At 65.0% G+C, this 13490-nt stretch carries 9 protein-coding genes and 1 pseudogene; 6 read left to right on the top strand and 4 right to left on the bottom strand.

Going from position 1 to position 13490, the window contains the following annotated elements:
- Window positions 1–233: 233 nt before the first annotated feature.
- Window positions 234–1427, bottom strand: a complete 1194-nt coding sequence (locus J2X36_RS03840) for an AraC family transcriptional regulator (RefSeq protein WP_310346381.1) — start codon at window positions 1425–1427, stop codon at window positions 234–236.
- A gap of 915 nt (window positions 1428–2342) precedes the next feature.
- Between J2X36_RS03840 and J2X36_RS26825 the strand changes: the two genes are divergently transcribed.
- The gene (locus J2X36_RS26825) at window positions 2343–2672 is read left to right on the top strand and encodes a GCG_CRPN prefix-to-repeats domain-containing protein (RefSeq protein WP_405029722.1); all 330 of its coding nucleotides are present in this window, start codon (window positions 2343–2345) and stop codon (window positions 2670–2672) included.
- Between the two features lie 32 nt (window positions 2673–2704).
- Here the strand turns inward: J2X36_RS26825 and J2X36_RS03835 are convergent.
- Window positions 2705–2845, bottom strand: a pseudogene (locus J2X36_RS03835) (IS110 family transposase); the annotation flags it as partial.
- Window positions 2846–2884: 39 nt separating this feature from the next.
- Between J2X36_RS03835 and J2X36_RS03830 the strand changes: the two are divergent.
- The 5 genes from J2X36_RS03830 to J2X36_RS03810 all read left to right on the top strand — a co-directional run bounded on the left by J2X36_RS03830 (window position 2885) and on the right by J2X36_RS03810 (window position 10400).
- Window positions 2885–3691, top strand: coding sequence for a universal stress protein (locus J2X36_RS03830; RefSeq protein WP_310346378.1), 807 nt, complete (start codon window positions 2885–2887; stop codon window positions 3689–3691).
- 231 nt (window positions 3692–3922) lie between these two features.
- Window positions 3923–4939 (top strand): glucokinase, encoded by a 1017-nt coding sequence (locus tag J2X36_RS03825; protein WP_310346375.1) that lies wholly within the window; start codon window positions 3923–3925, stop codon window positions 4937–4939.
- Window positions 4940–5260: 321 nt separating this feature from the next.
- Complete coding sequence (locus tag J2X36_RS03820; protein ID WP_310346373.1) at window positions 5261–6262, top strand: 2-hydroxyacid dehydrogenase; 1002 nt, start codon at window positions 5261–5263, stop codon at window positions 6260–6262.
- A gap of 9 nt (window positions 6263–6271) precedes the next feature.
- Complete coding sequence (locus J2X36_RS03815) at window positions 6272–8683, top strand: glycosyl hydrolase family 65 protein (RefSeq protein ID WP_310346371.1); 2412 nt, start codon at window positions 6272–6274, stop codon at window positions 8681–8683.
- Window positions 8684–8804: 121 nt separating this feature from the next.
- Window positions 8805–10400, top strand: a complete 1596-nt coding sequence (locus J2X36_RS03810) for a TrkA C-terminal domain-containing protein (RefSeq protein ID WP_310346368.1) — start codon at window positions 8805–8807, stop codon at window positions 10398–10400.
- 42 nt (window positions 10401–10442) lie between these two features.
- Here the strand turns inward: J2X36_RS03810 and J2X36_RS03805 are convergent, their stop codons facing one another.
- Together J2X36_RS03805 and J2X36_RS03800 are read right to left on the bottom strand one after the other, a co-directional pair.
- Window positions 10443–12767: a glycosyl hydrolase family 65 protein gene (locus tag J2X36_RS03805; protein WP_310346365.1), complete on the bottom strand. Its 2325-nt coding sequence runs from the start codon at window positions 12765–12767 to the stop codon at window positions 10443–10445.
- Window positions 12760–13488, bottom strand: coding sequence for an HAD-IA family hydrolase (locus J2X36_RS03800; protein ID WP_310346362.1), 729 nt, complete (start codon window positions 13486–13488; stop codon window positions 12760–12762). The genes J2X36_RS03805 and J2X36_RS03800 overlap by 8 nt, the downstream gene beginning before the upstream one ends.
- Window positions 13489–13490: the final 2 nt, after the last annotated feature.

Below are 13490 nucleotides of genomic sequence, written 5' to 3'. Positions count from 1 at the left end.
GCGGCGAGGCGCGTCGGAAGAGCACAGCCCAGGAGGCTGTCGGTTAGGGCGCCACACGCAGCGAGAGTCAGCAGAGAGCGGCGGGACGGCCGTGTCGCATGTGGCGCCAAGCCAGAATTTGACATTGCGTACCTCACCTCGTCGCAATGTATTATCCGGGTCCGCTACATTCTAATCGAACTTCTACACCGCGGCCTTGCCTGATGGTCGCGGAGATGCCGCTGACGGCCAGTTCATTGTTGGCCTGACACAGCTGTGGCACCGAAATGCGGACCGCTGCATCCGATGTCCCTCCTCCTGCGGAGGCGAGGATCGCCGCGGTTCTCGTCGCGCTTGGTCTCCACCCGATTGGCCTGCCGCCACGCACTGGGCGTCAGGCCCGACCAGCGCCGGAAGGCGTGCGTGAAGGCCGCCGGCTCGGAGAAGTCCAGAGCCACCGAGATGTGCCCTATGGCCATGCAGGTGTCAGCCAGGAGGTGCTTGGCCACCCGGAACTGCGCCTCGTTGCTGAGCTGCTTGAAGCTGGTGCCTTCGGCTCTCAGCTGACGGCTGAAGGTGCGGCGGTTCACCAGCCTCAGGCGCGCCACCTTCTCGACTTTGCAGCGCTGCCGGGTCACCGCGGTCTGGAGATTCTCGCGAACTTCGTCCGTCAGCGTGGAGGTCTGAGCCACCTCAAGCTGGTGGATGCGATCCTCTACCTTCAGGCGCTCGGCCGGATCCGCGCCCGCGATCCGCTGCTGCAGGAGTTCGGTCGGAAGCACTAGGGCAGCCGTTTCCTGATCGAACCGGACGGGTGCGTGGAAGAAGGCACTGTACGGGGTCACGTCGGGTGGTGCCGAGCGCGGCAGCAGCACCTCCAGTGGTGCCCACTCGACCCCGCACAGCGCCCGCAGCACGTTGATCACTGTGGCCAGGGCTCTCTCGGACTGCAGAGCAGCTCCCTCGGCCTCGGGCTCATGCAGGGCGTAGCTGAGGACGGCGATGTCGTCGTGGACAGCGAGGCTGACCACCGCACCTCGGTTTCGCACGCACAGATGTGCTTCGAGAGCTCGCAGGGCGTCACGCAGCGAGGCCGAGTTGCGCAGCAGCAGCCCGAGTAGTCCGAGCGAGGCCAGCGTGGTTCGCTGCCCGACCAGCAGCCCAAGATGAGCGCAGCGCGTGCGCTCGGCCGCCAGAGCGATCAGGCGGCCGAGCGCGGTGAACGAGACGAACTTGCTGCTGCCGTCGAAGAGGCGGGGATCGAAGCCTGCTTCACCGATGAGGCCGTCGAGGTCCGCGCCGAGTTCCACCAGGAGGGTGTGGAGCGCCTGCACGACATCGAGATGGATGAAGCCACTGGAAGGAGCTTGGTCAGCCGCATCGAAACTCTCGGCCGCGACGGCCTCATCAGGGCCGCCGCCGGTGTGTAGCCCGGCAGAAGAGAGCATGGAGGGATCCTCCCGTTCTCAGTTGAGCAAACGCAGAAATCCGTGCTTGATCGAACGGGACAGCGAATTTTCTTTTCCTCAGGCGGCACGATCTCGGTCTGTCTGCTGCTATACGCTGCGACGTCCCGCAGCTAGTGCACAGACGCAGGCAACCGCACCACACGCCGGCTCGCCAAGTGCGTGCAAAAACGAGCGAATTCGTACTGGCGGGTGTGCGCTTTGATGACGTCAGTGCACAAGGACGCTGTTGCCCCTCGCGCTCAGATGGGGCACCTAGGCTGTGGCGTCAGTGCTTTTCGTCCGTCAGATCAAGTATCGATCACAGTACGGTCAAGTGCCGGTAGCGCCTGAAGCTTAAATTCGACAACCTCCAGCGGATCAATGATTGGTAAATCGAGGAACGGCACCGCTATAGCATTCTTGCAGTTCCTGCGTACACTGCTTGATTAGACGAGTCATAGCGCAGCGCCTCTGGAGCAGGCGCAGGCCGTCTTTCAACACCTTAGGGGCCACCATAGGCATCACACTTCCATAAGCGCGAGGCTCTGTCCGGCCATTTAGGAGCTACTTCAAACATCGACATCGACCTCTCTTTGGCATGTGAGGCACATAAGCGTGACCAAGCGCGGCCTTGCCGACCCGAAAGGTCGGTACGTCGGCCTAGCTCCTCGCATGAGCGGCCGGGGCACATGCTCACCGGATACACAGTAGAGGGATCTCCATTTTGTCTCATCGGATCAAGCAAGCCTTCTGGCGCCGCTCTATTGTCCCTGACTCAAGATTTTAGCGATTCTGATCGAGCTGTACATCACCTCATGACAGGCTCAGGCTGAGCGATATGAAGTGTCAGCCTGGCACTTGCTCTGCTGGCACACGTGTAAGCGGGACTATATCATGACGAAAGCATCGAGGCTGATGGCGCTCGTCGCTGTAACGTTCGCAGCCTTGTTCGGGATGGGTTCACTTGAACAGGGCCGCCTCGGCGCTGACAGAGCTGAGGCGGCGGGCGGCTGCGGGCCCGGCTTCCATCGAGGTGCCTATGGAGGCTGCCGGCCAAACGTTTACGGCGGCTATTACGGGCGGCCCGGCTACTACGGCGGCCGGGGCGTCTACGGCTATCGAGGCGGACGCGTTTATGGGCATCGCGGAGGACGAGTTTACGGTGGGCGCGCTGTCTACGGTGGCCGCGTCGGCGGCATCCACGGTGGTCGTGCCTTCCACGGGGGCGGCCGATTCCGCCGGTAAGAGAGCCGGGCATAGTCACAGAGTCGAGTGTCTCACGCCCTCATGGTTCTGCTTAGAGGAGTTTTCTCGCCTGGCAACATCCCTTTGACGAGGGGCCGGAAGGCGCTCGCGCTTTTGACGACAGCGTGCACCACGGGCGCCATCTTGGCGGTGATCGCAGTACGCGCCTTGCGCGTGGATCGGTGTTGCGCCGGTCTAGGGGAGGCGCCCAAATGAGTATCGCGAGCGTCATGGTCTCCGCCGACCTTGGAACTGGAGCGGCCGAACGCGTCCGGCTCGCGGCCAGCCTTGCGAGCCGCTTCGAGGCCACCCTGACGGGTGTCGCCGCGCGCAAGATCCCTGATCCCGGGCCGGGCGAGGACCTCGAGACCATCCGGGCAGCCTACAGGAAAGAGCAGGCCAAGCTCACTGAGGATCTGACGCAGTGCCGGGAGATCTTCGAGCAGAGTTGCGGCGCGGAGATCCGGACGACTTGGCGGCAAGCGGAGGCAGACGCCTCGAGCTTTCTCGTTCGGCAGGCGCTCGCCGCGGACATCGTGGTTGTCGGGCGCGGAAAGGACGCCGCCGGAGGCTTGGCCATCTCACTCGGGGCTGTGTTAATGGAGGTCGGTCGCCCGGTACTGGTGACGCCGCCGGTCCCCGATCACCTCAAGGCGGAACGAATCGTCGTTGCATGGAAGGACACGCCCGAGGCGCGCCGCGCGGTCTCGGCCGCTCTGCCGTTCCTGCGTTGCGCCAAGCAGGTCTACGTCGTGAGCGCAGGTGAGGAGGCCCGCTTCGAAGGTGCCGAACAGGTCTCAGAATTTCTGGGCCGCCACGGAGCACAGGTGGTCACGCACCTGCTGAACGCGGCGACCGGAGACGTGGCCGATGAAATCCTGCAATTCACGACCCGGGAGGATGCGGACCTCTTGGTCATGGGTGGATACGGCCATTCACGCCTGCGGGAGTGGCTGTTCGGCGGCGTAACACGAGACATCCTGCAGACCGCGTCCGTGTGCTGTCTGATGAGCCATTGATGCCTGAGGTTCCAATCATCGTTGGGGAGGCGGTTCTGCCACCATTCCAGGCCGGGGCAGGAATCGTCCGGCTCGGATCTGCCGAAGGCAGCCGGAGGTGGTGCGAGGGGGCGCTCCGTTGCCCGGACGGAGGCGAGCCGGTTGCGGCACGTAGCTCCTGACGCTCAGTGAATGCCACCCGGTCGGCTGCGCCGGCCCCTTGGCCGACGACATCCATGCGGATTCAAGATCATGTTCGAATTCCCGGTCCTCGTCGGAGACATCGGCGGCACCAACGCCCGCTTCGCACTGGTCGCGGAGAAGGGGGCCGCGCCGAGGGTCCTATCCCACGAGGCGACCGCCGGCCATCCTGACCCTTCGAGCGCGATCCGCGCGGCGCTCGCAAAAGGAGCGGCCGAGGGGGCTTCCGGTTCGCCGGCCCCGCGCTCGGCCATCCTCGCCATCGCCGGCCGGGTCGACGGACCGGCCGTGCAGCTCACCAACGCCCACTGGGTCATCGAGGGCGCGCGGATCGGCCGGGATTTCGGCCTTTCCAGCACCGTCGTCGTCAACGATTACGTGCCGGTCGCCGCCGGCGCCGCCGGCATCGCCCCGGACGATCTCACCCCCGTCGGCGCGACGCGCGAGGAGGCGAAGGGCGCCCGCCTCGTGCTCGGTCCGGGCACCGGCTTCGGCGCGGCGGCCCTCGTGCCCTACTCCGACCGCCTCGCCATCGTCTCGACCGAGGCCGGGCACACCGAACTCGGGCCCACCGACGCGTTCGAGGAATCGATCTGGCACGTGGTCGAGCGCGTCGAGGGGCGCGTCACGGTGGAAGCCCTGCTCTCGGGCCCCGGCCTCGCGCGGCTGCACGCGGCGGTCTGCCACGTCCGTTCCGGGGCACCGCGCGACAAGCTCGACCCGGCCGCGATCACCCAGACCGGGCTCTCGGCCGAGGATCCGCACGCGGTGGAAGCATTGGATCTGTTCGCGCGCCTCCTCGGCCGCGCCTGCGGCGACCTCGCCCTGACGTTCCTCGCCACCGGCGGCGTCTACATCGGCGGCGGCATCGCCCCGCGGATCGTGCGGGTGCTGCAGCAGGGCGGTTTCCGCGAGGCGTTCGAGCGCAAGGCGCCGTTCGCCGCGATGATGCGCGAGATCCCGACGAGCGTGATCACCGTCCACGACCCGGCCCTCACGGGGCTCGCGGCGCTGGCGAGCGAGGGCGCGGCGTTCGTCTATCACGGGCAGGTGTGGCAGGCGGGCTGAGCCCGGCATCGCACCTGAAGCGGACTGGGCGCACGTCGCCGCACGCCGTCGATACTGATACCGGACGGGAGCGCCTGTCCCGGTCCGACCTGATGTCCCCGTTGATCAAGCGCAGGATTTTGCCCGGCCTAGAATGACGGTGCAGAACGAGGGAAAGCTTATCCTGCAACCTACGACGTGACAGACGCTTCCGCATTCCGAGACCTGGAAGAGGCTCCGAGTTCTTGATGGAGGGCAAGTTCTTCCCGCGAGCCGGCACTCACTTCGCTCGATGACGCGCTAGCGCACAACACCGCGGCGCCTAAGCAGGGAGGCTTCAGCATGCGAGTTGCAATGTTCAGCGCGAAAAACTATGAGCGCGCGCTTCTCAATGAACTCAATGCAGATCATGGCCATGACCTTGTGTATTTCGACGCTCTGCTCGAACCCGAGACCGCCTCTCTCGCGGCCGGCTCGCCGGCCGTCAGCGTCTTCGTTAACGATATCGTCAACCGCGACGTCCTGAGAAGCCTCGCTCAGGGTGAAACGAAGCTCGTCGCGACACGCTGCACGGGATTCAATCACATCGACTTAGAGGCGGCAGAGGAATTTGGAATTCGTGTGGTGCGAGTTGCCAACTATTCTCCGAATTCCGTGGCTGAATTTGCGGCCGGCTTGCTTCTGGCACTCAATCGCAAGATCCATCGAGCCTACAACCGGACGCGCGAGGGCAATTTCAAGCTCGACGGGCTCATGGGGGTCGATCTCGTCGGGCGTACTGTGGCGGTGATCGGCACAGGAAAGATCGGGACCATCTTCGCCCGTATCATGGCCGGCTTCGGCTGCACGGTGATCGGGTTCGACGTGCATCGCTCAGCCGAGTTCGAGAGGGTCGGCGGCCGCTACGTCGATGCCAAAGGTGTCGAAGAGGCTGACGTCATCTCCATGCATTGCCCGCTGACGCCCGAGACCTATCACATCGTCGATGCGCGAACGCTCGGACGCGTGAAGACGGGCGCCCTCCTGATCAACACGAGCCGCGGCGGGTTGGTCGACACCGACGCGGCGATCGATGCGCTGAAATCCGGCCGGCTCGGCGGGATGGCCATCGACGTCTACGAGCAGGAAGCGGATCTGTTCTACAGAGATCTATCGAGCGCCGTGATTCCGGACGATGTCATCCAGCGTCTCGTCTCGTTCCCGAACGTGATCGTAACGGGCCACCAAGCCTTCTTCACGCGCGAGGCCTTGGAGACGATCCTCGGCACAACGCTTACAAGCATATCGGAATTTGAGGCGGGTCATACGCTCACGAATGAAATCGCCGCGCCCGGCCGCACCTGAGAATGATCTATGCTGCGCCCGCGCTACATCCCGCCCGAAGACATCTTCCCGCCGAACCCCTGGGCGTTCGAGGCTACCCGCTACGACGCGAGACTTGCCCGTGAACTGACCGGGCAGGCCGAGACGATGTTTGCTCTGTCGAACGGGTATGTTGGCATCCGCGGCGCCGTGGAGGAAGGCACGCCGGTCCGAGAGGCGGGCACTTATCTCAACGGCTTCTACGAACATCGGCCGATCTCCTACGGTGAGCATGCATACGGCTTCCCGACCGTCGGCCAGAGCATCCTGAACTGCCCGAATGGCACGGCTCTGAAGCTATTCGTCGAAGACGAGCCGTTCGTCGTGCCGCGCGCGGAAATTCTGGACTACCGGCGCGCCGTCGATTTGAGAGCCGGCACGCTGAACCGCGATGTCCGCTGGGTGTCTCCCACGGGCAAGCGCCTGCGCATGCGAACGGTCCGGCTGGTCTCACTCGCGCATCGGCATCTCGCCGCAATCGAGTTTGAACTTACCGCCGAGGACGCGGACGTCGAGGTCGCGGTCTCATCGGAGCTCGAGAACTATCAGCCGTTGAGCGCCGATACAGCGGATCCCCGCCTCGCAGAGGGTTTTGTCGGCCGGGTTCTACACCCCACAGGGACACGATCCGAGGGCCTGCGGGCGATGCTGAGTTACCGAACCGGAAGCTCCGGCTTGAGCCTCGGCTGCGGCATGGACCACAGCGTCTTCACCGAGTGCTCAGTTCTGAGCGAGATGGCCGGCGACGATGATTTTGTTGCCGTCGTATTCCGCTGCAAGCTTTCGCGGAACAAGCCGCTGCGCATCTACAAGTACTTGAGCTATCACTATTCCGGCGACTCAGAATCCGCCCAGATCCTGTTCCAGACGGCTTCCACACTCGACCGCGCGACGAAGCATGGGTTTCAGGCGATCTTCGAGCGCCAGAGGAGCGATGTCGAGCGCTTCTGGGCGCGGGCCGATGTGACAGTGGAGAGCGACAATCCGAGAACGCAGCAGACGATCCGGTGGAATCTCTTCCAGCTTCTGCAAGCCTCCGAGCGAGCGGAAGGGCACGGGATCGGCGCCAGGGGCCTGACCGGACGGACCTATGAGGGACATTACTTCTGGGACACGGAAATCTACGTCCTGCCGTTCCTGATCTATACGAACACTTCAATCGCTCGCAGCGTCCTCAAATTTCGCTACGACATGCTGGACAAGGCGCGGGCGCGCGCGCGCGAGCTGGGACACCGCGGAGCGACCTTCCCCTGGCGGACGATCAACGGTGAGGAGGCGTCAGCCTACTACGCGGCAGGAACTGCGCAGTACCACATCAACGCCGATATCACCTACGCGCTGCGGAAATACGTCGAGGTCACCGGCGATGAGGAGTTTCTCTGGAGCTACGGCGCAGAGATCCTGATCGAGACCGCGCGCCTCTGGTTCGATCTCGGCTTCTTCTCCGACGTCAAAGGTGGCCGTTTCTGCATCAACGGCGTCACCGGACCGGACGAATATACTGCGATCGTCAACAACAACTGCTTCACCAACCTGATGGCGCGGGCGAACCTGCGCTACGCCGTCCAAACCGTCCGGGCTCTCGAGCGCTTGCACCCCGACCGGTTTGCTGCGCTGGTCGCTCGTACGGGTCTGGAACGTTCCGAGCTCGGCCAGTGGGACGACGCGGCCGAGCGGATGTACCTGCCCTACGATGAGCGCCTCGGAGTCCACCCCCAGGATGATGACTTTCTTGATCTGGAGAGATGGGACTTCACGGCTACTCCATCAGAAAATTATCCGCTTCTGCTACACTACCATCCATTGAATCTGTATAGGTCTCAGGTGATCAAGCAGGCGGACACCGTGATGGCCATGTTTCTGCTGAATGACCATTTCACGCGGGACGAGAAAAAGCGGAACTTCGAATATTACGATCCCCTGACGACGCACGACTCATCCTTGTCGGTTTGCATTCAGAGCATCGTCGCGAACGAGATCGGACTCCGGCAGAAGGCGATCGAGTATTTTGACTTCGCGGCGGCGATGGACATGTCGGATATCGGCGGCAACATGATGCACGGTGCTCACGTCGCCGCGATTGGCGGTACCTGGCTCGCCCTCGCCTACGGCTTCGCCGGGCTGCGCGACAGTGAGGGCCGCATCTCGTTCAATCCCATCCTGCCGAACTCATGGTCGGGCCTGAAGCTCGTCCTGACCGTGAGAGGACAGACGTTCCGGATCGAGATCGACCACGCGTCGGCCACCTACCAGCTTCTGAACGGCGAGCAGTTGAGTTTCTCGCACGCCGGTGAGGATCTGATCCTCTCCTCTGCGGAGCCGCTTCTGACACGCCCGCTCGGCCAGCCGCAGGCGGACGCTCTCGTTCCAGCCAACCGAATTGACCAGCATGTAAGCCGATGAGGGTCAGCGGATGGTCAGATCCGAAAGAGGGTAGCGCCGCCCCATCGACCAGCGCAGGTGCGGACTGCGCCGGAGATCGTCCGGATTGGCGGGGTTCACGCACTGAAGCGGAGAGCTTCCCATGACGGCCTCAATCAGCGAGTTCATCGGAACACAGCCGATCCTTGCGCTCTTCCTCGCTATCGGCCTCGGCTATGCGGTGGGCCAGGTCAGATTTCTGGACTTCTCGCTCGGCGTGGGGGCAGTGCTCTTCGTCGGCCTGTTCATCGGTGCCATCGCACCGAAGGTACAGATTGCCGGGCCTCTCGGGCTGGTCGGGCTGATCATGTTTCTCTACGCGATCGGCATTCTCTACGGCCGCCAGTTCTTCGAGGGCCTGTCGGGACCCGGGCGTATCTACAACCTGCTCGCGGCCGTTGCAGTTATCGCTGGCCTGCTGGTGGCGCTCGGCCTCGGCGCCATCTTCCAAGTGAGGCTCGGCCACACGCTCGGTATCTTCGCCGGATCGATGGTCAGCACGGCGGCCTTGCAAGCCGCGATCGACACGATCGGAAACCGGGATCCCTCCATCGGCTACTCGGTCACCTATCCGTTCGGCGTGATCGGCCCCATCCTCTGCCTGTACTTCATGACGCGGCGCGTGAAGCCGGTCTTTCCGCCGAAACCCGCCCGCTTCCACCTCGGCGAGGTCACGGTCGAGCGCCTGCCGGTAGCCGGCGCCACGCTTGGCGCGGTCATGGCGACGCTCCCGGACGGCGTGCAAATCGCGGGCGTGCGGCAGGAGCACCGCAATCGGCTGCCCGATCCGGAGCTCGAACTGCATCCCGGCGACGCGCTCCTAATTGCGGCCGATCGCGCCGTGGCAGTGGACGAGGTCGCCTCGGCGCTCGGCCATATCGACCGCGGCCGGCTTGCCAATGATCGTGGCGACCTAACCTATCAGCGCTTCTTCGTCTCGAAGCCGGCCCTGACCAGTGTGAGGTTGGCCGAGCTGCCGATGCCGCCTGACGTGCCGATCCGCATTCTACATGTCCGACGCTACGACATGGACCTGATGCCCTCGCCGGACTTGATGCTAGAGATGGGTGACCGGGTCGGTGTCCTCGTGGCACCTGATCAAGTGGCCGCTGCGCGCGCGCATTTCGGCGATACGGTGAAGGCGGCCGCGGAATTCAGCTATGTCTCGGTCGGCTTGGGCATGGTGCTTGGCGTCCTTCTCGGCCTGATGCCGATCCCGGTGCCGGGTGTGGGCACTGTCACTCTCGGCATCGGCGGCGGCCCGCTCATCGTGGCGCTGATTCTCGGCAGGCTTCGCCGCACTGGGCCGCTCAGCTGGGTCATGCCGCTGCCCGCGAATATTGTGCTGCGCAATCTCGGCCTGACGCTGTTCCTGGCAACGGTCGGGATCAATTCGGGCCAGGCCTTCGTCACGACCGTGGCGGAGACCGGACCGCTGATGCTGCTGATCGGTGTGGCGGTGCTGCTAACCACCGTGGCGATCGTGCTGCTCGCCGGCTTCTACCTGCTCGGAATCCCGTTCGATGATCTGCTCGGCGTCGCCTCCGGCGCCACGGGCAATCCTGCGATTCTGGCCTACTCCGCGCGCACGGCCCCGACCGAGCGGCCGGACGTGTGCTACGCGATGATCTTCCCCTCGATGACCATCGTGAAGGTCTTCAGCGTGCAGATCATTGGCCTGCTCTCCCTCGCTGGCTGACCATTGCCGATGCGCCTCGAACTGGATGGTCAGCGCGCTAAGCTATGCATCGACATCCGCTACGCCACGAAAGGCCTCCGACGACAGGTCAACACGCAGTGTTGACCGAGGTTTCACGTTCAGCCTGAGGCCTGCAACAGTGATGTACATCTCGTCACCTTCGATGAGCGTCGCCTCCACTACATCACCGGCGACATTGACCCTCACGGACCGGCCCCTCCACCAGACCCTGAACGATAAGGAGCTCCACTGGTGCGGCAGCCTGGGATCCAGCTCCAGGGTTTCGCTCGCGAGATTCAGACCCGCGATGCCCAGGATTGCAGCCTGCCACAGCCCGCCAAGCCCGGCTATTCGGATGCCGCCGGCACTGTTCGGATCGGGATCGAGGTCGAGGGAGGCCGTCTCTCGCATGTACCGGAGAGCCATCTCGGCGTCTCCGAGCCGCGCGGCCACGCGTGCATGCATCGCCGCGCTCAATGAGCTGCCATGGGCACAGCGCGGCTCGTAGTGGCGGAAATTGGTCTCCGCTCCCTGCTCGGGAAACGCCTCGGGCAACAAGGCTATCAGCGCCACCACGTCGGCCTGCTTGATCACTTGCGAGCCTTGCGTCTGCTCACGGCCGATCACCACGTCGATCGGGAGCGCGTGGTCGGCATAGTCCGCCACGTTCAGCTGCTTCAATGCGTGGAAGCCGGCGAACTGCTCGTACAATCCGGTCGCGGGATCGAGGCCGGTGACGATCCGCCCCATCGCGTCCCGCCAGTCGTCGAGTTCGCGGTCGTCTAGAGCGATCCTGTTCTGGAGCGCGGAGGCGTGATCAGGCCAGCGCTGCCGCAGCAGGTCCAGCGCTTCCAGAGCACAAGAGATGTTCCAGCGTGCCATCACGTTGGTGAAGGCGTTGTCGTCCACATCCTCATGGTACTCGTCCGGCCCGATTACATGGCGGATGTGGCGGCGGCCATCCGCCTCGACGACAGCTCGGGAGGCCCAGAAACGAGCTGTTTCGAGGAGAATCTCCACACCCGCATCGCGGAAGAAGTCGTCGTCGGCGGTGGCGCGCCAGTAATGCCAGACCGCGTAGGCGACGTCGGCGCTGATGTGGTGCTCCATCTTGCCAGTCAGGATCTCGATCGGCTTCCCGTCGGGCCCCAGCACAGATTCCGGCGTGGTTTCCGCGCCGGTGTCGGCCGACTCCCAGGGGTAGAGCGCGCCTCGATACCCGCAGAGCTCAGCCTTCGCACGCGCGCCGGGCAGGGTGTGGTACCGGTACATCAGCAGCGCGCGCGCCGCTTCCGGCCACACCGCGGTGTAGAACGGCAGGAGATATGTCTCGGTGTCCCAGAAGACGTGGCCGAAATAGGCATCGCCGGTCAGGCCACGCGCGCCGATCGACACCCGGTCGTCGTTCGGGTTCGCGGCACTCGTCAGATGATACACGGCGAACCGTAGGGCACGCTGCAGATCGTCGTCGCCGTCGATGCGGATGCCGCTTTCGCTCCAATGCGCATCCCAGGCGTTCTCATGCGCCTGGAGGAGGGCGCGCCAACCCACGGAGGTGCTGCGCTCCAGCGCGGCCACGGCTCGCGGAGCCGGATCTTCCGCCGATAGATCGGCCCGCGCGACGGTGACGAGGCGGGAGAATTCAGCAACTTGGCCGGCCTTCGAGCGCCACTGGAAGATCCACCGCAGCGGGAACGGACGCTCGGGAAGGATCGAGGTCCCGTCGAGGCGCAGCTCGGCGCCGCCGGCCATCGCGACGGCTTTGCCGGTCCCTTCCGTGCGCCAAGTGCCCAGGTCGTCCTCAAGTCGCACCGGCTCCATGCCGAGGCCGGCAAGCCCGAAGCTCGCTTCGAGGCGGACTTCGACGCCGTCCCGGTCCAGGACGATCCGCTGCAGCTGCAGCCCCACCGCGCGGTCCGCCAGTGATAGAAGGCGAAGCTCGTGGCCCGTCGCGGTGATGCCCGCCGATGTCCGGTGCGTCCATTCGGAGAGCAGCACGCCGCGCCGCATGTCGAGTCGGCGCATGCCGTGAAGCATCTCTCCTTCGCGTGCCACCAGCGGCTCTCCATCGAGGATGAGGCGGACGCGCGACCAGTCGGCGACAGGCACGAGCGCCGGCACGGGCGGCTCTGTGTTGGGCATATCGAAGAGCCCAGCGACGTAGCAGCGCGGCCAAGAGGCCCATCGGATGTAGCCGAGCCAGCTCGCCCAAGTCGGCCCTCGGCTCGTCGAGCGCGCGGCGCGCATGCCGAGGAACCCATTGCCGAGAGCAAAGCGCGACTCGACGGCGCTTTCCGTGAGCACGCTGTAGCCTTCGTGCGCCAGAACCCAACCGGGCTCCTCTGTCGGCTGAAGCACCTCAAGCATCTGCGGCGGTCTCCGTGACGGCCCGGGTGCGCAGCGCGCCCTCGGCCAGGGCGGCGAGCTCGACCTGATCGAGGCTCGTCACGACGAGATCGGCACCCGCCTCGCGGAGCAGCGCCTCGTCGCCGAGCCGGGCGATCCCGAGGGCGGTCATCCCACCGGCGCGCGCGGCCCGGATGCCGGCGGGCGCGTCCTCCACCACCACGCACTGCGCCGGCGGTGTCGCCACGGCTTCGGCCGCGAGCAGGAAGAGCGCGGGATCCGGCTTGCCCCTCGGCACTTCCCGGCCGCTGAGATCGGCGTCGAACAGCGAGAGGAGCGTGCGCCCGTCCGGAAGCTTCAGTCGGGCCAGCATCGCCGCGGCGTTCTTCGACGAAGAGGCAAGCGCCAGCCGCAGCCCGGCCGCCTTCAGCGCGGCGGCGAAGCGCATGGCGTCCGGAAACACCTCGAAGCTGCCCTCCTCGATCAACCGGTCGATGAGAGCCTGCTTCTTGTCCGCGTATTCCGCGGTCCGGGCGGCGGCCTCGGGCCCGCCGAGCTGCTCCAGAGCCGTCCGCGCGCCCTCGAGGCGCCGTTTTCCGGCAACGTTGGCCTGATAGAACGCGGTGGTGAAGCCTGCCGGGTCGGCGAACCCCGCCAGCGCCTCTCGCCACGCGCGCTCGTGGGGCGAATCCACGAGCACGCCGTCCACGTCGAAGATCGCCGCGGTGAGCGCCGGCCTCACTG

The sequence above is a fragment of the Methylobacterium sp. BE186 genome, from assembly GCF_031457035.1.
GTDB lineage: Bacteria > Pseudomonadota > Alphaproteobacteria > Rhizobiales > Beijerinckiaceae > Methylobacterium > Methylobacterium segetis.
Note: the sequence above shows the minus strand (reverse complement) of the source record. Positions and strands in the feature narration are given on the sequence as shown.

Bases quoted from the DNA above. Each gene is read 5' to 3' on its own strand.
- J2X36_RS03805 (WP_310346365.1), bottom strand. From the start codon at position 12,767: ATGCTTGAGGTGCTTCAGCCGACAGAGGAGCCCGGTTGGGTTCTGGCG.
- J2X36_RS26825 (WP_405029722.1), top strand. From the start codon at position 2,343: ATGGCGCTCGTCGCTGTAACGTTCGCAGCCTTGTTCGGGATGGGTTCA.
- J2X36_RS03810 (WP_310346368.1), top strand. From the start codon at position 8,805: ATGACGGCCTCAATCAGCGAGTTCATCGGAACACAGCCGATCCTTGCG.
- J2X36_RS03815 (WP_310346371.1), top strand. From the start codon at position 6,272: ATGCTGCGCCCGCGCTACATCCCGCCCGAAGACATCTTCCCGCCGAAC.
- J2X36_RS03825 (WP_310346375.1), top strand. From the start codon at position 3,923: ATGTTCGAATTCCCGGTCCTCGTCGGAGACATCGGCGGCACCAACGCC.
- J2X36_RS03820 (WP_310346373.1), top strand. From the start codon at position 5,261: ATGCGAGTTGCAATGTTCAGCGCGAAAAACTATGAGCGCGCGCTTCTC.
- J2X36_RS03830 (WP_310346378.1), top strand. From the start codon at position 2,885: ATGAGTATCGCGAGCGTCATGGTCTCCGCCGACCTTGGAACTGGAGCG.
- J2X36_RS03840 (WP_310346381.1), bottom strand. From the start codon at position 1,427: ATGCTCTCTTCTGCCGGGCTACACACCGGCGGCGGCCCTGATGAGGCC.